General features: G+C 70.3%; 13 protein-coding genes. 9 read left to right on the forward strand and 4 right to left on the reverse strand.

Annotation, left to right across the window (positions count from 1 at the left end; translation table 11 throughout):
• The first annotated feature begins 456 nt into the window (after positions 1–456).
• Positions 457–1,167 carry an HAD family hydrolase gene (locus OO52_RS24665; RefSeq protein ID WP_030645880.1) on the forward strand — a complete coding sequence of 237 codons (711 nt, stop codon included), beginning with the start codon at positions 457–459 and terminating at the stop codon, positions 1,165–1,167.
• A gap of 558 nt (positions 1,168–1,725) precedes the next feature.
• Here OO52_RS24665 and OO52_RS24670 read toward each other — a convergent pair.
• The 3 genes from OO52_RS24670 to OO52_RS52935 all read right to left on the reverse strand — a co-directional run bounded on the left by OO52_RS24670 (position 1,726) and on the right by OO52_RS52935 (position 5,350).
• Positions 1,726–2,643, reverse strand: a complete 918-nt coding sequence (locus OO52_RS24670) for a DUF6891 domain-containing protein (RefSeq protein WP_030645882.1) — start codon at positions 2,641–2,643, stop codon at positions 1,726–1,728.
• A 248-nt stretch (positions 2,644–2,891) separates the two neighbouring features.
• The gene (locus OO52_RS24675; protein ID WP_030645884.1) at positions 2,892–3,419 is read right to left on the reverse strand and encodes a GNAT family N-acetyltransferase; all 528 of its coding nucleotides are present in this window, start codon (positions 3,417–3,419) and stop codon (positions 2,892–2,894) included.
• A 182-nt stretch (positions 3,420–3,601) separates the two neighbouring features.
• Complete coding sequence (locus OO52_RS52935; protein ID WP_158712552.1) at positions 3,602–5,350, reverse strand: right-handed parallel beta-helix repeat-containing protein; 1,749 nt, start codon at positions 5,348–5,350, stop codon at positions 3,602–3,604.
• Positions 5,351–5,480: 130 nt separating this feature from the next.
• Between OO52_RS52935 and OO52_RS24685 the strand changes: the two genes are divergently transcribed.
• From OO52_RS24685 to OO52_RS24720, 8 genes are all read left to right on the forward strand, one after another.
• Positions 5,481–7,856 (forward strand): glycoside hydrolase family 95 protein, encoded by a 2,376-nt coding sequence (locus OO52_RS24685; protein ID WP_051818480.1) that lies wholly within the window; start codon positions 5,481–5,483, stop codon positions 7,854–7,856.
• Between the two features lie 107 nt (positions 7,857–7,963).
• On the forward strand, positions 7,964–8,959 hold the full coding sequence (locus tag OO52_RS24690) for a LacI family DNA-binding transcriptional regulator (RefSeq protein WP_030645890.1): 996 nt from the start codon (positions 7,964–7,966) through the stop codon (positions 8,957–8,959).
• Positions 8,960–9,462: 503 nt separating this feature from the next.
• Positions 9,463–10,704 (forward strand): hypothetical protein, encoded by a 1,242-nt coding sequence (locus OO52_RS24695; RefSeq protein WP_030645891.1) that lies wholly within the window; start codon positions 9,463–9,465, stop codon positions 10,702–10,704.
• A 49-nt stretch (positions 10,705–10,753) separates the two neighbouring features.
• On the forward strand, positions 10,754–12,013 hold the full coding sequence (locus OO52_RS24700) for an extracellular solute-binding protein (protein WP_158712553.1): 1,260 nt from the start codon (positions 10,754–10,756) through the stop codon (positions 12,011–12,013).
• A 49-nt stretch (positions 12,014–12,062) separates the two neighbouring features.
• Positions 12,063–13,124 carry a carbohydrate ABC transporter permease gene (locus tag OO52_RS24705; RefSeq protein ID WP_030645895.1) on the forward strand — a complete coding sequence of 354 codons (1,062 nt, stop codon included), beginning with the start codon at positions 12,063–12,065 and terminating at the stop codon, positions 13,122–13,124.
• On the forward strand, positions 13,108–14,001 hold the full coding sequence (locus OO52_RS24710) for a carbohydrate ABC transporter permease (protein ID WP_158712554.1): 894 nt from the start codon (positions 13,108–13,110) through the stop codon (positions 13,999–14,001). Before OO52_RS24705 ends, OO52_RS24710 begins: the two co-directional genes overlap by 17 nt.
• Complete coding sequence (locus OO52_RS52160) at positions 13,998–15,797, forward strand: TIM-barrel domain-containing protein (protein ID WP_106972049.1); 1,800 nt, start codon at positions 13,998–14,000, stop codon at positions 15,795–15,797. The genes OO52_RS24710 and OO52_RS52160 overlap by 4 nt, the downstream gene beginning before the upstream one ends.
• A 431-nt stretch (positions 15,798–16,228) precedes the next feature.
• Positions 16,229–17,662, forward strand: a complete 1,434-nt coding sequence (locus OO52_RS24720) for a hypothetical protein (protein ID WP_048910508.1) — start codon at positions 16,229–16,231, stop codon at positions 17,660–17,662.
• Between the two features lie 13 nt (positions 17,663–17,675).
• Here OO52_RS24720 and OO52_RS24725 read toward each other — a convergent pair whose 3' ends face one another.
• The gene (locus OO52_RS24725) at positions 17,676–18,449 is read right to left on the reverse strand and encodes an HAD family hydrolase (protein WP_234339882.1); all 774 of its coding nucleotides are present in this window, start codon (positions 18,447–18,449) and stop codon (positions 17,676–17,678) included.
• Between the last annotated feature and the right edge of the window lie 135 nt (positions 18,450–18,584).

Below are 18,584 nucleotides of genomic sequence, written 5' to 3' on the forward strand. Positions count from 1 at the left end.
TTCGCGATCTCCCACAGCCCATCCGGAACAATCCAACTCCACGTATCCCGCCCCATGACCTGACCAACGAACCACCGCCACATAGGACACGGTCTTAGTGCGCCAGCGCACGCCCGGAGCGGAATTGGCCACACTTGAGCGGTCATTACGTATTTCTTTCGAATGACAACGCCGACGAGGGGGCCGGGGGCTCGGTTCCCGTCGGATCTTGCGCGCTCCCTCGCGCTTGGGCCCCAACTGGTCCTTCCCGCCGCTTTGTTGCGGGCCACGGTCGGCCGGCGGCCTCTCGCCGCCGTCGCACGGCCATACGCCACGATCGGGGCGCAGTCGAGTCACTGAATAGAGTTATTGCCCGATTTGCCGGGACGGAAATAACGTAGCCGTCACTATCTTTCCGTTTCCGGTTGATAGTCGGAAATGTCGCACGCTCATGCGTGCGGACACCTAGGAGGCCCCGTGAGCACCACGGCCCACGATCTTCTCGACTGGTCGCCCGAAGCCGTCGTCTTCGACTGTGACGGCACCCTGATGGACAGCGAACGCCACTGGCGGGAAGCCCGCAACCGGGCCTTCCGGGAGTACGGGCTTCAGCCACCGCCCGGGTTCGCGGAGCAGGCCACGGGCCTGCACTACGAGGACTGCGGCCGGCTGATGGCACGGTCGGCGCACAAGCCGGAACTGGCGGAAGACCTGACGGCCGCGCTTCTCGACCACTTCCTGGCGCTCGTCACCGACGCCCCGGTGACGATGCCGGGCGCGGCCCGGCTCGTCCGGCTGCTCTCCGCCCGGCTGCCGCTCGCGGTGGCCAGCAACTGCCCGAGAGTGGTGGTGGAAGGCAGCCTGGAACGGGCCGGGCTGCGTTCGCACTTCCGGCACATCGTCGCCCCGGACACCGGGGACCGCTTGCGTCCCAAGCCGCACCCGGACCTCTACGCCATGGCGGCCCGGCTCTGCGGTGTCCGCCCGCACCGGGCGCTGGCCATCGAGGACTCCCTGACCGGCGTCGAAGCAGCCCGCCGCGCCGGACTGCGGGTACTGGGCGTCGGCCGCCGGCCGCCGGGCGACGGCGCCGACCGGGCCGACTTGTGGTTACCGGCGCTGGACGCCCCCGAACTGCTGGCCTGGGCCAACTCCCTCGACACTGCCGATCCGGCGTCGGAACCCTGAGGGGACGCGCCCGCGCGGGGCTCCGTGAGCAACACGCAGAACGGTGAGAGCCTGACGCAGCGGTTCGCCCCGGACAAGGACGGGGTGACCGCTGCGCGGCGGGGCGACCGGCTCGTGAAGCCCGGGTCCGGCGCGGTCGCTGCGTACCGAGTTTTCGCCATACAGGTGTCGCGCGTACTCAGCGTCGGATTCCGGCCGATGAGCCGGCGAACGCGTGCCTGGCGGGCGGTGACGGCGAGGCGGGAGGCCTGCACCCCGCCGCCCTGGGTGCGCACGGTGACGAGCGTCGCGCGGTCAGCCGACGCCTGGAGACAGGCCTCCGCCGGGCCTGCGCTTCCTGCGGCACAGCCTGGTGCTGACCGCCGAAAACGCGGCCCCCGCCTGGAGCGGATCGGCGGGATCCCACGCACCAGAGAATCCGGTGGAGCCTGGCCCGCATCCTCTCCCGGCTCCGATTGCTGCCAGGGTCTCGCGGGCACCTGCCCACCGTCGGGCCCCGCCCACTGACGCTTCACCCCGGCCGGCGGCACCACCCGCCGGAACAGTGGGAACGGCGTCTCAGCCGACCAGGCGGCGGCGCCAGTCCAGGGGGGTGACGGTGATGGCCCGGCCGGGGTCATGGTCCCACTCGGTGTGGAGACCGACTGCTTCGAGTGCCGCCACGACCTCGTGGCCGATGGCTGCGGTGGTCTCGGACGAGCCGTCGAAGCCGCCGTAGAGGAGTGTCAGTCCGTGGCCGGCTGCGGCGGCGTCCGTGCACTGGGTGTGGAAGTAGACGAAGCCACGGGCATCGGGGCCGCCTTCACCACCGATCTCGGACTGGCCGCAGCTACGGCAACAGGTGAAGTTCTCTCGGGCCGTGATACCGGCGTCCTGAAGAACGGTGAACGCGCGGGTCAGCCGCTCAGGGTCCGTCTCGCCCTGCCACGTGGCCTGCTCCGCGACCCGCTCCAGCCACAGCCGGTCGGCCAGCGCCTGTGCCTGCTCGCGCGAGACGGGCCGGCGGTCTCCGGTGACCAGGTACTCCTCAGCGAGCTCGGCCAGTTCGGCGCGAGTCGCGTAGCCGCCGACCAGGACCCCCCGGACGCGCTTCTCCAACTCCTCGCGCTGGTCTTCGCCGAGGTCGAGCGGGGGCACCTCGCGGGCGGGGCCCATGTCCAGCAGCGACCAAGCCAGACCAGCGTCCCATCCGGCCTCCTGGCGTGACCAACCGGCAATCGCCGCGATCACGGCCTCCGGCCCGTCGACCATGGCCTGGAAGTGTCGGTCAGCGGCACCGTCGCGGTGCTCCAGCGTGTAGTCACCGCCGGTCTCGTGCCACACCTGGGCGAAGACGTCGGGCAGGTCGGGTATCCGCTGGACCACCAGGAACCGGTCACCCTCACCGCCGATCCGCCGGACCAGCCCTGCGAGCTCCTCGGCGGACACACGGACGTGCCGCTCCCAGTTCTCCGTCTTCACCACGATCTCGAGCATGCGCAGACTCTGACACACCCCTGTGACCCCAGGCCTCCCGGCACCCGTGAGTCGGCGAGGCTCGAAGCCGTGCTCGTACTCATCACGGATCCGGTTCTGGATGTGCCGGACGCACAGGGCGACGCACACCGCCCCGCCGCGAACACCGCACGGAGCACGAGGAGGAGGGAGGAATGCTCGTCGACGTGCTCACCGGCGAGGGTGCACGTGGGCCCTTCAGATCGATCGCCGCTTTGTAGTCACTTCAGTCAGCCGCCGGGGCGCTCCGCGCGGAGCATGGAGAAGATCACCTGGTCGTGCCACCGGCCACCGCGCCACTGAGCGGAGCGCAGCACGCCCTCCCTGACGAAGCCCGCCTTCTCCAACGCACGCTGCTCGGCGAAGTTGGCGCAGTCCGTCCAGGCTTGGAGCCGTTCGGCCCTGGTGTGGTCGAAGAGGTACTCGGCCAGCAGTCGCTGGGCCTGGGTGCCTATGCCGCGGCCGTGCGCGGCCGGCACCAGGCCGATCCCCAGGCTCCAGCAGGTGGAGGTGGCGGGTCGCCCCCAGGTGCTGGGAAACCACTCGACCCGGCCCACCGTCGTGCCGGCCTCCGCCACGGAGAGCATGCCGCCGTCGGGTCCGAGCAGGCCGGTCTCCGCGAACCGCCGGCGCAGGCCGGCCGGTGAGCCGAAGCCGAACCACTGGTACGGACCCGTCCCCTCAGGCGCGTTGAACTCACGCTCGAACACGTCGAGATCCTCAGCGGTTACCGGGCGCAGGCTGATCTCATCGGACATGGGACGACTCCTGATCCTCTCGACCACAGGTTCCCCCTCGTGTGGCCGGCGTGGACGACGCGCTCCCCCACCGCCCGCAGCAGCCGACCGAACTGATCAGTGCGCAGGACCGTCGAACGTCTCTCCCCACACGAGCGTCACCCTCAACCTACCGCCCGCACAGGGAAGTACGGGCTCTCCGCTCACGGCCGCAGCGTGCCCGACGTTCCCTCCACGACCACGTCCGAGCAGCCTTCTGCGGCCACGAGGCGGGACTCGGTGTAGGCACCGGCGCCGGTGCCCGTGAGGTGGTTGCCGGTGACGGTCAGCCCGCGGACGGAGCGGGCGCGCACGACCGGGGCCTGGGCGTCCTCGAAGACGTTGCCGCTGATCGTCACGTTGCGGTGCACGGGGTGAGCGGGGTCGAGGACGGGGTTGGTCGGTGCGATGAGGACCGCGGGAGTGGACGGACGCAGGAAGGTGTTGTCCCGGATCGTGAGGTCGGCGACCGGCCCCGACTCGTACCACTCCTCGGCGTCGGCGGAGACGTAGACGCCGGCCATGGTCACGCCGTCGAAGAGGTTGCCTTCGATGACGACCGGCCGCCGGGTGGTCACCAGGACTCCGCGGGTGGGCACGTTGACGAAGTGGTTGCCGACGATGTGGACCGACGCCGTGGCGGTGACGTTCTCGGCGACCCAGTGCTCCGGCGTGACGGTGGGGGGCAAGGGGCGGTCCAGGGTCACGGTCATGATGCGCCGGTCCTGTGCGTCGTCCCGGTCGTGGGGACCGTCGGCGGCGGTCAGGCGCGCGGTGAAGCCGGCCGCGGTGTCGAGGGTGGCACGAGCGGTGAACTCGATCGTGTCACCGGGCCGGAACGCGGGGAAGCCGGCCGTCTCCGGGTGTCGGTAGGCCAGCGTCACGATGTCGTCCGCCACCCGGTCGGCCACCACGAGGTAGGTGCCGTGGATGTTGATCGGGTCGTCGTGCGGTCCGTCGAAGACGCAGTCGGCGATCCGCACATGACCGGCCATCGACGACAGGTTGATGAAGTCGGCGAACCCGGCCGACGTGCGGCCGGTGGCCGGGTCGGCGCGGAAACGGACGTCGCGTACGGTCAAGTCCCTGCTCATCTGCCCGACGAGGCCGAAACCGTGGAGGTAGTGCGCCGCGACGTCACGGACCTCCACCCGTTGGCTGCCGCTTACGAAGGCGCCCGGATGGTCACGTACTGTCGTGCGCATCTGGTAGACGAGCCCGACGTCACCGGGGGCGTCGGCGAAGTGGTAGGACAGGCGCAGGCGGTGGCCGGGGAGTTGACGGACGGCGGCCACGTCGTCGAACAGGGGGTTGCGGTCCCGCCAGGTGCGCCGGGCCACCGGATCGTGCAGTTGCGTGTACTCCATCGCGTTCGTGCCGGTCCAGTACGGCTCGCCGTCGACGGGGCTGGGCTCGCCGAGCCAGGTGACGGTCGTACCGTCGATCCGGAAGCGGGTGTCCGCGGGCAGGGCCAGCTCCCGCCAGGCCGTGACGCCGTCCGTGCCTGCGTCGGCCACCGTGGCGTCGACGACCCGGGGCGAGACGTAGTCGAAGGAGAACCCCTCGAAGCGGACGTCGGCCGAGTCGATCGCCGCGAAGGCGGTCTGCGCGCCGTGCAGCACCAGGGCGGCACCCCTGCCGTCGATCACCAGGTCGTGGGCGTTCTCCACGAGGAGTGCGATGGTCTTGGACAGGTGACGCCGATCGGCGCCCGCCGTGTTGGAGACGTACAGATCGCGGCGCTCGGCCCGCTCCGGATACAAGTGGTAACGGCCGGGCGGGAACCGTACGGTCACCGGCGCCGTCGCGGCGCAGGCCGCGCGCAGGGCATCGGCGACCGCTGCGGCGCTGTCGCGGGTACCGCTCGGGTCCGCGCCGAACGCGGTGACATCGACCATGGTGCGAAGCGCCACGCATACTCCTTGTTCGGGGTGCCGGGCCCACGTCCTCCCGGACGGCCGGTGGAGTTGACGTTGCCCTAATGTCCGGTCAAAGTCTTGGCGCGTCAGTGTAGCCACTCCGCCTTACACTCCAGGAGGCATCGTGCCGGCCTACTCCCACGGCCCTGCGCAGACCCCGCACCGGCTCTCCTTCGCCCGGCCGGCCGGTCACTGGCTGGAGATGCTGCCACTCGGCAACGGCCGGATCGGTGCCATGCCGGACGGCGGTGTGGAGCGCGAGCGGGTGCTGCTCAACGACGGCACGGCATGGTCGGGCTCTCCCGCCGGCGAGTTCGCCCACGGCCGGGTCGGAGCCGCGACGGCGCGCGAGGCTGTCGCCGAGGCCCGCCGGGCGCTCGCCGAGGGCGACCACGCCCGCGCCGATGCGGCGGTCCGCCGTCTGCAGGAACGCTGGACCCAGGCATACCTGCCCTTCGCCGAGTTGACGGTCGGTGTCGCCAACCCGCCGGGCGAGATCACCGGGTACTCCCGCCGTCTCGACCTGCGGACGGCCGAACACGTCGTGCGCTACGAGGCGGGAGGAGCGGTGGTGGTACGGCGCACCGTGGTCTCGCACCCCGACCGGGCGCTGCTGATGACCATCGACGTCGCCTCGGGCCCCGGGGTCGACCTCACCGTCGGCCTCGACTCCCCTCTTCGGGTCCTGGAGCGCGGCTGCGGTGAGCGGCTGGCCTGGCTCACGACCCGGATGCCGTCCGATGTGGCTCCGCCGCACGAACCCGACGCGCCCTCGCCCGTCTATGACGACGACCGGGCCAGCCTGCGGGGAGCGGTGGCGCTCCACTGGTCGCACGACGGGGAGGACGTCGCCGCGGGCGAGGCGGCGGGCACCGGCCCGGGCGGCGACCCTGTGCTGGTGGCGCGGGGTGTGCGGCACGCCGAGATCGTGCTGACCACGGGCACGACCTTCACCGCGATCGGCGCGGAACCGCGCGGTGATGAGCGCGACGCTCTGGCGGCGGCCCGCCAGGACCTCGACGCGGCCGTACGGCGGGGCGCCGCCGCACTGCGTGAGCGGCAGAGCGCCGACCACGCCCGGTTGTACCAGCGGGTGGTACTCGAATGGGACGTCCCCGCCGACGAGCGGCTGCGGCAGTTGGCGTTCCTCTTCCACTACGGGCGCTATCTGCTGATCAGTGCCTCGCGGGCCGGTGGGCCGCCGGCCACGCTCCAGGGGCTGTGGAACGACTCGATGCGCCCCCCGTGGAGTTCGAACTACACCATCAACATCAACACCCAGATGAACTACTGGCCCGCGGACGTCACCGACCTGCCCGAGTGCCTGCCCCCGCTGTTCGACCTGGTCGAGGCGGTGAGCGTCCGGGGCGCGGAGACCGCGCGGAGGCTGTACGGAGCACGGGGCTGGTGCGCGCACCACAACACCGACGTGTGGGCCTACACCTCACCCGTAGGCCGGGGAAAGGCCGACCCCGCATGGGCGTTCTGGCCGCTGGCGGGAGCCTGGCTGTGCCGGCACCTGGCCGACCACGTGGCCTTCGGCGCCGGCCTGCCGTTCGCCCGGGAACGCGCCTGGCCGATTGTCCGGGGCGCGGCGCGGTTCCTCCTCGACTGGCTGGTGGAACTGCCTGACGGCACGCTCGGCTTCTCCCCCTCGTCGTCGCCGGAGAACCGCTTCATCACGCCGACGGGCCCGAGGGCGGTCGATGTGAGTTCCGCGATCGACATCGGCATCGCGCGCGAGGTGTTCACCTCGGCCACCGCTCTGGCGGAGCTGGCAGGACAACCGGACGACCTCGTGGCCGGGGCCGCGCGGGCCGCGCTGGGCCGGCTGCCGGGGCCGGAGACCGACGAGGACGGGACGGTACGGGAATGGCGGGGCCCGCACGTCATGGCGGAGCCGGCCCACCGGCACCTGTCACCTCTCTACGAGGCGTTTCCCGGGACCGGCGTACGGGCGGAGCACGCGACCGCGGTGGCCCGGACACTCGACGTACGCGGTGACGACTCCACCGGCTGGTCGCTCGCCTGGAAGCTGGCGCTGCGCGCCCGGCTGCGCCATACCGAGCGGCTGCCCGCCCTGATCGATCTGGCGCTGCGTGAGGTGGATCCGGCGGCGGTGGGTGAGCACGGCGGCCTCTACCCCAATCGTCTGTCGGCCCATCCGCCGTTCCAGATCGACGGCAACTTCGGGTTCACGGCGGCGATCGCGGAGTGCGTGCTGCAGAGCCACGCCGGCACCGTCGACCTGTTGCCGGCACTGCCGTCCGACTGGCCCGCCGGACGGATGCGGGGGCTGGTGGCACGGCCCGGTGCCGTGGTGGACCTGGCCTGGGACGACGAGCGGCGGCTGATCGAGGCGCGGTTGCGCCGGCGCTCGGACCGGGTGGGTACCGTGCGGGTGTCGCTGGGCGACGCGTCGGTGGAGGTGGATCTGGCCCGCGGGCCATGGACCGTGCGTCCCGGCGCGGGCGGGCGGTTGCTGGCCGTGGAGGGCTGAGCGAAGCCCCCGCCCGGGCTCCGGCGGGGGCGGGCGGCCGCTCGACCTGGCGTGATCCCGGTACACTCGCAGCACGCCAGGCGGCGCCGTTCACCGCAGAGGGAGTCATGGCCAAGGTCGGGATCAGCGACGTCGCGGCGCGAGCCGGCGTCAGCGAGGCCACAGTCAGTCGCGTCATCAACCGCCGCGGGGTCGTCGCGACGGCGACACGGCGCCAGGTGGAGGAAGCGATCCGCGAGCTGGGCTACGACCGCGGGGGACAGAGCCAGCTGGTGGTGGTGCTCACCCCCGGGCTGGCCCAGCCGTTCTTCGGCCACCTGTGCGAGCTGATCGAGTCGGCGCTCGCGTCGCAGGGCTTCCGGGCCATCGTGGCCTCCACCACCGTGGGCGGGCTTCAGGAGATCGACTTCATCTCCTCGACGATGGACCTGGGCATCGCCGGTGCGGTCTTCGCGTCCGCCAGCAACACCCTGATCGGCGCCGACCCGACCGTCTACCAGTTGCTCGCGGAGCGCAAGATCCCCTTCGTGCTGGTGAACGGCGCGATCGAGGGTCACCCCTCGCCCAGTTTCTCGACCAATGACGCCGTCGCTGCGGAGCTGGCGGTCGACCACCTGTGGGGGCTCGGTCACCGCGACATCGGCTTGATCGTGGGACCGGTGGGGAACCGGCCGAGCGAGCGCCGGCTGGCGGGGTTCGTCCAGTCGATGACCGCGCGCGGTGTCGCCGATCCGCAACGGCTGGCCGTCCGGCAGGTCTACAGCGTCGAGGGCGGCATGTCCGCCGGCGAGACGCTGCTCGACCTGGGGGTGACGGCGATCGTCGCGGCCAGCGACTACATGGCTCTCGGCGCGATCCGGGCCGCCCGCCGCCGGGGGATGTCGATCCCGGAGGACCTGTCGGTGGTCGGCTACGACGACTCGCAGGTCATGGACTTCGTCGATCCGCCGTTGACCACGGTGCGTCAGCCCGTCGAGCGGCTCGCGCAGTCGGTGTCGACGGCGATGGTGCACTTGGTGAACCGCAAGTTGGTCCCCTCGGGCGAGCTGCTGTTCGACCCGCAGCTGATCGTGCGCGGCTCCACTGCGCCGCCGCGCTCCTGAAGCGTTCCGCGTCCCGCTGACACCTTTGCCGGTTCCGATCGCCCACACACAACCGGGCGCATGACGCCGGTGGTCCCTCCACCCTGCCGACTCGTAGCTCGTCAGCTCCATCCATTGACGGGTGATTGACGGGCCTTTCATAGACACGTCATCCGCCGACCGCACACATGCCCAGCGCAGGCCCGGAACGAGCCGAGGGGCTGCTCCGTGCGAGGCATGGCGCACTTTCGGACACACATCGGACGTTCGCGACGCTGCTCGTCTCAGCTCTGCCTGCGATGATGAGCACACGTGTGCCGTTGAACAGGTTTGAAACATCGATCCATTGACGTGAAGTTGACGTGCGTGTAACACTCCCTTTCATGGCGCAGGGACCACTATTTCCGCAGCCCTCCACACGTCTCAGCGGCTCCAGGCCGCGAAACACCGTGCTTCACGCTCGATCCAGCATGACGGATCTTGTCGAGTCTTTCATTTGGGCGTCACAGCGAGCCCGGGAGTGGGTGCAGACCGGACGGCGCGCGGACTTCCTGCCGAGCTACTGGGCGGGCCTCACCGACCGGCCGATGTTCTACTCACGGGATCTGGCCCACCAGATGCTCGGCGGCCACCTCCTCGGCCTCGACACCGAGAACCTGGCGATGCTCCGGCACTTCGCCGCCTCCGCCACCGAGCGGCGCGGCTGGTACCCGTTGTGGGCGTTCCTGTTCGACGGCACACCCGCGGCCATCGACTACCACGACGACGACGACTTCGTCCGCGAGATCCCGGCGCCGTTCGAGCTGGTGGAGAAGGCCGTCGAGCAGTACCGCTGGACGCGCGACGAGCGGTTCCTGCGGACGCCGGAGATCTCCTCGTTCATCCGCACCACTCTGACCTCGTTCGTGCAGGCCCACGACCCACTGGGCACCGGAGTAGCCGGTGAGCGCGGCAGCGGCCAGATCTTTCAGGGCACGGCCACGTACAACGAGGTGGAACATCCGCCGCACCTGCTGGTGGCGGCCGACGGCATCGCCAGCCAGTGGGCGGCCCACGCCGCGCTCGCGGGGGTCGCGGCCGATGCCGCGCTGGACCCGGAGTTCGCGCGCTGGAACGCCGAACGGGCGACGGTTCTGGAAACCGAGTTCGCCGAGGGCTGGTGGCTGGCGGAACACGAGCACTACACGGCCGGCTTCACCCGCGAGGGGCCGGTCAGCGGATTCGGGCTGGAGAGCACGTGGTTCCCGGCGGTCAAGGGCCTCATGCGGCCCGGCGACCGGGGAACCGCCCACCTGGACTTCCTCAGCGCCTGCCTGGAGAAGAGCCCGCCGCACAACATCGAAGCCTTCACCTACCTGCCCGAGGCGTATCTGCGTTACGGGCGTGACGAGGAAGCCCTTCGGTGGATCCGGTTCCTGGCGGAATCCCGCGCGGACTACCCGGAGGTGCCGTTCACTCATGTCGCCCACATCGCGACCGGCCTGACCGGCCTGAGCGTAGGACCACGCGACGGCGACGTACGCACCCGTTCGCACATCCCGGCGGACGCCTGGCTGGAGGTCGACCAGATCGCCGCCGGCACCTCGACCATCGGTGTCCGCCACGAGGGACACGAGGCGAGCGAACTGTGGGTGACCGCCGGCAGCGGCGTCACCTGGACCAGCACCTGGCCGGACGGCCGCACCACCCGGGTGGACGTCCCCGTCGGCGGACGGGTGCGCGTCACCGCCGACGCTGACACCACCGCGACTCCTCTACGGAAATGAACCGCAACACCTCCCCAACGGCACCGAATCGAACGACAAGGACCTTCCCGTGTTGAGAACCGCAGTGACAGCCGCCATAGTCGTCGGCTGCATGGCCTCCCTCGCCGCGTGCAGCAACGAGAGCGGGGCCACCCCTGGAGACAGCGGCGACGATTCCGCGTCCATCTCGTTCGCCTATTGGGGCAGCAACGAGGAGAACGCGACGATCAAGAGCATGGTCGCCGCCTTCGAGAGGGCCCACCCCGACATCCACGTCGAAGCCAACTGGATCCAGAGCGACTACGAGCAGAAGCTCCAGACGTCCATCGCCGGCGGTGACGCCCCCACCGTGGCCGCGATCTCCAACACCTCGCTGCCGAGCTTCTTCACCGTCTTCAAACCGGTCACCGTCGACAAGAGCGCGTACTACTCCCCGGCCGTCGCCAAGGCGGGCAACGTCGACGGCACCGACTACGCCGTTCCATTCGTGGCCAAGAGCAAGGTCATGGCCATCGACAAGACCAGCTTCACCAAGGCCGGCCTCCCGGTGCCCTCGGGCACGACGCCGCTCAGCACCCGGGACTTCGTCGCCGCCGCGAGGAAGATGACCAGCGGCTCCGGATCGTCCAAGGTCTACGGCTCCGCACCTCTGTGGTACGACGGATGGCTGTTGGCCGACGGGGGCTCCTACTACAACGCCGACGGCACGAAGTGCACGATGGGCGACGCGGCGGGAATCCGGGCCGCGAAGACCGTGGTCGACTCGGTGAAGCCCAACGGCTTCACACCGACCTCGATCGCCGCCCAGGGCCAGGACATGTTCCAGTGGCTGGCACAGGGGAAGGTCGCGACGCTGCCCGACTTCGGCCCCTGGAACATCTCGAAGTTCGCCGCGCTGGACTCTTCCCGCTTCGCTCTCGTCCCCATGCCGGGCCGCGGTGAGCCCATGGAGGTCGACGGCCTCGGCATCGCCAAGAGCGCGAGCGCCGCGCAGGTCAAGTCCGCCGAGACCTTCACGAAGTTCATGAGCACCGACCCGGCCGCCCAGAACCTGCTGGCGTCCAAGAAGTCCGCGTTGGGCGTGCCCGTGGTCGACGACTCGCTCGCCGCCTTCAAGTCCGCCGCGCCCAAGGCCAATCTCCAGGCGTTCGTCGACGCCGTCGAGCACGCGGTGACCACCCCGTATGTGAAGAACAAGGTCCAGATCGAGAGCACCTTCTCGACCGCGCTGAACTCCCGCACCGCGATCGGGACCGGCCACGAGGACCCGGCGACCGTGCTGCCGCAGCTTCAGGACAAGTGCCAGCAGATGCTCGACGCGACCAAGTAACCCCTAGGCGGACGGCCGCGAGCGGCACCGAGAAGGACCGATCCTCAACATGTCAGAGATAGTGAAGGGCCTGGAGGGCCTCCTCGCACGGTTCCACCTGGATGTGGCACTCCAGCCCATCGTCGCCTTCGTCATCATGGTGGCCGTCGTCTTCGGGCTTCTCGGGGCCGCCATGTGGCTCGCCGTGAGACGAAGGTGGATCGGTCGCGCGACCGCGGCGTTCTGGCTCTTCGTCTCCCCCTGGATCGTCGGCTTCCTGCTCTTCACGGGCGGTCCGATGGTCTACTCCCTGCTCCTGTCGTTCACCCACTGGGATCTGCTGAGCCCGGCGAAGTTCGCCGGGCTCGCCAACTACCGGCAGGCGCTGCACGACCCGGATGTCGGACAGGCCGTCAAGGTCACTCTGCTGTACGCGGTGCTCAGCGTCCCGGCGCAGACGGTGCTGTCGCTCGCGGTGGCGCTGCTGATGAACGTGAAAGTCAGCGGCATCCATGTGTTCCGCACCATCTGGTATCTGCCCTCCCTCGTGAGCGGGGTCGCCCAGACCGTGCTGTTCATCTGGGTGTTCAACCCCGAACACGGCCTGGTCAACGGGGTGCTCCGGGCGCTGGGTGTCGAGGGTCCGAAGTGGCTCTTCGACCCTGACTGGGCGCTGTCGGCGGTCGTCCTCATGAGCCTGTGGACCGTCGGCGGAAACATGATCATCTATCTGGCAGGGCTTCAGGACATACCGTCCGAACTCTACGAGGCGGCCGCACTCGACGGCGCCGGCCGCCTCCGCGTCCTATGGAACATCACCATTCCGCAGATCAGCCCGGTCATCTTCTTCAACGTGGTGACAGGACTCATCTACGCGATGCAGACCTTCACCCAGGGCTACGTCATCACCCAGAACGGCGGCGGCCCCTCCAACTCCCTGCTGTTCTACGTCGTGTACCTGTACCAGAACGCGTTCAAGTTCTTCCAGATGGGCTATGCCTCGGCCCTCGCCTGGATCCTCTTCCTCATGATCATGGTGCTCACGGCGATCGTCTTCCGGGGCAGCAGTTTCTGGGTCTACTACGAATCCCAGCGTCCCAAGGAAGGGAGGCGGCGTGTCCGCGCCAAGTAAGACGATGCCTCGCGCACGGGCCGAAAGGACCGCGCACGACCGGCGATCGCGGCACGACGGGACGCCGGCCGCGCGCTACACCGCGCTCGCCGTTCTCGTCGTGGGCTCGGTCGTGTTCGTCTACCCCTTCCTCTGGATGATCGCGACGGCGCTGCGCACACCGGAAGGTGTCTCCAGCGGGGGAATCGCGTTGTGGCCCGTCCAGTGGCAGTGGTCGAACTTCTCCAGCGGCCTCGACTCGTTCCCTTTCTGGCGGTACTTCCGCAACTCGCTGCTCAGCACCCTGGTGCCGGTGGTGGCGGTCGTCTACTCGTCGTCACTGGTGGGTTTCGCGTTCGCGCGGATCCGGGCCCGCGGTTCGAACGTGCTGTTCGGGATCGTGCTGGCGACTCTTCTGCTGCCGCAGGAGGTGACGATCGTTCCGCAGTTCATCCTGTTCAAGAACCTCGACATGATGAACACGTTGTGGCCGATCATCGTGCCCACCTTCTTCGGGTCGGCCTTCTTCATCTTCCTGTTCCGCCAGTTCTACCTGCGGCTGCCGGAATCACTGACGGACGCCGCCATCCTCGACGGCGCCGGATGGTTCCGCATCTGGTGGTCGGTCTACCTACCGCTGTCGCGCCCGGTGCTGATCGCGACCGCGGTCCTGCAGTTCATGTCGTACTGGAACAACTTCTTCCAGGCCGCGATCTACATCACCGACGACAAGTGGAAGACGCTGCCGCTGGCACTCGCCGGATTCCAGTCGGTGAACGGCACCAACACACCACTGCTCATGGCCACGACCGTCGTCGTGACCCTGCCCTGCGCACTGATCTTCTTCCTCGCACAACGCCACATCATCGGCGGAATCTCCTTCTCTGGAAACAAATGACTGACACTCGATCCCTGGCACCGGCGTCCTTCTGGGTGCCCGGGCGGGACCACGCCCCACCGCAGGAACCCGTGCTCCTGGGCGCGACCGCGGCGGCATGCGGGCTTCGGCTCCAGGCGACCGACACCGCACAGGCGACCGAAAGGGACGCCGGGGTGTGGGAGGTCTCGTTCCGCACCGGCCGTGCCGCGCTGGAGCTGACCGTCCTGATCCCGGCGGCGGACGCGGTCACCTGGTGGCGTCCGGGCAGCACCGCGCCACACGCCACGATCCCGCCGTCCTGGGGAGACCCGGCCGACACCACGGCGCTCGCCGGCATCCCCATCGGTGCCCTGCTGGTGCGCCAGGACCGGACCGGTCTCGTCTACGCGCTCGACGCGGGCAGCCACCGCACCTCCGTGCGGGCCGGACTGGTCGAGGAAAGCGCGGACTTCGCGGTCATGGTGACCGTGGAGGACGCCCCGCCCGGCGAGGAGATCCGGCTGCTGCTCGACGTCTCCGGCCGCCGTTTCGCCGAGGCCGTACCGGACACCGGGCGCTGGCTGCAACGGGACAGCGTGCCGGCGGTGGCACCCGGCGCGGAGGACGCGGTGCTGTGCACCTGGTATTTCGCCCACCAGGACGTCACGGCCGCGGCAGTACTGGCCCAGGCCGACCGCGCCGCCGCGCTCGGTTTCGGCGTGGTCATCGTGGACGACGGCTGGCAGACCACGTCCCTGGCCCGCGGCTACGGCTCGTGCGGCGACTGGGAGGCGGCCGCGGAGAAGTTCCCCGATCCGGCCGGCATGATCGCCGATCTCCGCGCGCGGGGACTGCGCACCATGTGGTGGGTGGGCACCCCATTCCTGGGGTTCAGCGCACGCGCTCGTGATGCCGGTCTCGCCACGCGGTACGAGGAGACCGAACTCGACACGGCGGTCCTCGACCCGCGGGACGAAGCCACACGTCGCCACCTCGTGGAGCGCATCCGTGACCTCGTGGTGAAGACCGGCGCGGACGGCGTCAAGCTCGACTTCCTCGAACGGTTCGGCACGCCGGTGGCGGACGATCCGTCGCCCCACTCCCCCGTGGCGGCGACCGTGCGGTTGCTCGCGGAGATCACGGACGCCATCGGGGAAGCCGGTCCCCAGCCGCTGATCGAGTTCCGGGAGCCGTACGTGCACCCGGCCGTCGGCCGGTTCGCCACCATGCTCCGCGTGGGTGACTGCCCGCTGAGCGCGACCCAGAACCGGGTCGGCATCATCGACCTGCGCATGGCCCGGCCCGGCACGCCGATCCACAGCGACCCGATCATGTGGGCCGCGGACGACACCGCCGAGCGCGTCGCACACCACCTGATCAACGCGCTGTTCGGTGTCCCGCAGGTGTCCGTGGACCTCGTACGGCTCGACGACGCGCCGTCGGACGCGCTGGCGTTCTGGCTGCGCGTGTGGCGCGTGTACCGGCAGACGCTGCTCCACGGCGAACTGCTCCCCGAGCGGCCCGACCTGCTCTACCCTCTGATCGCCGCCCACGACGGCGACCGACACGTCGTCGCCCGCTACGCGCCGCAGGCGGTGACCCTGCCGAAGGGACCGTGGCGTGAGGTACTGATCGCCAACGCGGACGACAGCGCGCCGCTGGTGGTCAACGACGCGTTCCCGATGAGCGTCCGGCTGGAGATCTGGGACGCGCGTGGCCGTCGAACCCACCGGTCGCTCGCGGAGCTGGCGTCCGGGCCGTCGGTCCTCCCGGTGCCTTCCGGTGGTCTGGCCCGTCTCAGCCACCCGGACCTCGACCCAGGCCCGGAACTGTGACGGCGGGTGGACCCTGCCGCCGGCCGCGCAGCGGGACTCCACCTTCACCTGCCTGGGCGCAGTGCCCTCGTCCGGCCGGGCCGACCCCTCAGACGGCATGCGCGGGCGACGGGGTCGGCCGGGCGGACCCGCTCCCGCCGTGGAGCGGGTCGGGGCGATCGATCATCCCGTGGCCGTACGCGGCTCACGCCGGCACCGTCACCCGTCCGGCCGTCATGTCATTCGCCCGGTCCTCGGGCAGGGCGCACCGGCCCCGGGCCGTCGGCAAGCGCCTGTCCGGCCGCCACGGCGCACCGGCTGGAGGGACCCGTCCGCCTTGTTCGAATTGACGCCGGGCTGCCGCGGGCTCGTACTGAACACGACGGGCTCTTGGCAAAAGTTTCCCCGTCAACTTCCATCCTCCGCAACATCTCCCCTCTCTGGGAGTCACCATGACGGTGCAGCAACAGACAGCGACGACCCAGACGGTTCTGGTGTACGAGGACGACCCCGGGTTCCCTCCCCGGGTCAACATGCCGGTACCGCATCCCGTTCCCCAGCTCGACACGCAGCCGTTCCCGACGGCCATCGCGGACACCGCGCCGCAGCCGGACGGTGCCGGGCCGGGCACCGAGGCGTTCCGCTACTGGGTGGCGGCCGACGCCCTCAGCCGGGCCGCCCAGACCTGGGGGCCGCTGGTTCCCACCGGAACCCAGTGGCACCCGACGGTCGGTCGCGCCCTCACCGCGCACCTCAACGCGGGAGTCGACCTCAACGCCTTCTACGACCGTAAGGGCCTGTTCTTCTTCCGCAGCACGGTGGCGGGCGTCACCGTCGCCGCCTGCGAGAGTCCCGAGATCGTCGCGCACGAGACGGGGCACGCGATCCTCGACGCCCTGCGCCCCCAGCTGTTCAACGCCGCGAGCGCGGAGACAGCCGCCCTGCACGAAGCCTTCGGCGACATCAGCGCGCTGTTGGCCTCGCTCCGGCTGGAACCGCTGCGGATCGCGGTACTGGCCGAGACACAGAGCGACCTGGAGCTGTCCTCGCGGGTGTCGAGGATGGCCGAGCAACTGGGCGCCGCGATCCGGCAGGGCCACCCGAACGCGGTCGACCCCGACTGCCTGCGCAACATGGCGAACAACTTCTTCTACCGCGACCCGGTCCACCTGCCGCCCAGCGGGCCCGCGAACACGCTGTCCAGCGAACCGCACTCCTTCTCCCGAGTGTTCAGCGGCGCCTTCCTGAAGATCGTCGCCGGCATCTTCCGCCAGCAGGACCTGCAGGACCAGGCCGGCCTGGCCAGGGCGGCCGAGATCGCGGGACAGCTGCTGGTGGACGCCGTCGTGGCCGCGCCCGTGGTGTCCGCGTACTACGCGCAGGTCGCGGGTCACATGATCGCCGCGGACCAGCGCCGCAACGGCGGCAGATACGGCCCGTCCCTGCGCTCGGCGTTCGTCCGCCACGGCATCCTCGCCCTGGAGGCCGCCACGTCCATCACCGAGCCGGAGGTGGCTCGCCGAGGCGCCGGAATGGCGGAGGTGACTCCGGGCGGCAGTGAGGAGGAGGGGCTGACGGCCGTCACGGTCCACGGGGCGATGTACGGCATCACCCAGTCCCTCACCCTGTCCGCCCCCGCGCAGGAGCGGCGCTTCGGCATCGCGAGCTCCGACCCCGCGGGCGGCTCGGTGCGGCCCTCCGACCCCGAGCAGGTCGCCACGTCGTACCTGGAGGACCTCTTCAGGCGGGGCCGCGTCCACGTGCCCGAGGAGCACCGGACCGCCGCGGCGTTCGTCGACGACAACCCCGCCCGGCTGAAGACCCATGAGATCAGCCGGAGCACGACCGGTGAGGGGCTCGCCCTGGTCCGAAGGTGCTTCGACTGAGTGCTCGTCCGGGTCAACGGAAGCGCAGACGGCGGACGGTGAGCCGTCCGTCGTCCTCGCTCGTGACGACGTGCGTGGTTCGCGGCGTCGGCTCCTCGCCCTCGTACACCGCCTCGCCCCGCGCCAGCAGATCACTGATGAACTTCTCGGACGCCCGGCGCTCGGCGTCGTCCACCGGTCCGCTGTCCACCAGTTCTTGCAGGTCCACCGGGAAACCGGCGCGTTCGAGTGCTTCGGTGCCCCGCGTGGTCACCATCGCGAGCACGAGCCGTTCGGAGACGCGCCGCACGACGACGGCCTCCGTGTCGTTCACGGCTGTGGTCAGCTCGGGCAGGCCCCGGCCGTCCGGCAGTTCGATCCACGCCCGGTGCACCGGACGGTTCTGAGTCGCGGCGCGGGCGAACACCGGGTCGGCCGCCGTGCGCATCCCCGCCTCGCGGGCGAACGCGCGCTCCCGGGCGTCCTCGCCCACGAAGACGCAGTCGTCGGCCGTGGCCTCCCCCGCGCCGGCGACCGCCCGGTCGAAGATCCCGCGACCGTCCTTCGCCCCCCAGTGCACCAGAGCCTCGTCCGCGAACCGGCCGGGGAACGCCTCGTGCAGCGCGGCCGCGGCACGTGACGCGGCGCCGGCGCCCGGTCCGGGGTCGGAGATGATGCCGGTGCGTACGTCGCGGAGGGCGTCGAGCACGGCCATGACGCGCGGTCGGGGGTGCAGTGTCAGAGAGCCGTCGGGCTCCACGCGCGCATCCGCCAGGGTCCCCCCGACGTCGAAGAAGATCACAGGCATGTGAAGTGCCTCCCCACGACGGCCGCTTCCGAGTCTGGCCCACCTGGGTGAGACCCTGCCTTCCCTGCGGTGCGGGGAAGGCAGGGCGCCAGCTGTGCCCACTGCGCGTCGGTGCGCGGGCGCGCCCGCCCGTGG

Origin of the sequence: Streptomyces flaveolus (assembly GCF_000716535.1) — a bacterium.
In the GTDB taxonomy this organism is placed as follows: Bacteria; Actinomycetota; Actinomycetes; order Streptomycetales; family Streptomycetaceae; genus Streptomyces; species Streptomyces flaveolus_A.

Excerpts from the sequence above, each read along its gene's own strand:
- OO52_RS24705 (WP_030645895.1), top strand. The coding sequence starts at position 12,063 with ATGTCAGAGATAGTGAAGGGCCTGGAGGGCCTCCTCGCACGGTTCCAC.
- OO52_RS24725 (WP_234339882.1), bottom strand. The coding sequence starts at position 18,449 with ATGCCTGTGATCTTCTTCGACGTCGGGGGGACCCTGGCGGATGCGCGC.
- OO52_RS24690 (WP_030645890.1), top strand. The coding sequence starts at position 7,964 with ATGGCCAAGGTCGGGATCAGCGACGTCGCGGCGCGAGCCGGCGTCAGC.
- OO52_RS24720 (WP_048910508.1), top strand. The coding sequence starts at position 16,229 with ATGACGGTGCAGCAACAGACAGCGACGACCCAGACGGTTCTGGTGTAC.
- OO52_RS24670 (WP_030645882.1), bottom strand. The coding sequence starts at position 2,643 with ATGCTCGAGATCGTGGTGAAGACGGAGAACTGGGAGCGGCACGTCCGT.
- OO52_RS24675 (WP_030645884.1), bottom strand. The coding sequence starts at position 3,419 with ATGTCCGATGAGATCAGCCTGCGCCCGGTAACCGCTGAGGATCTCGAC.
- OO52_RS52160 (WP_106972049.1), top strand. The coding sequence starts at position 13,998 with ATGACTGACACTCGATCCCTGGCACCGGCGTCCTTCTGGGTGCCCGGG.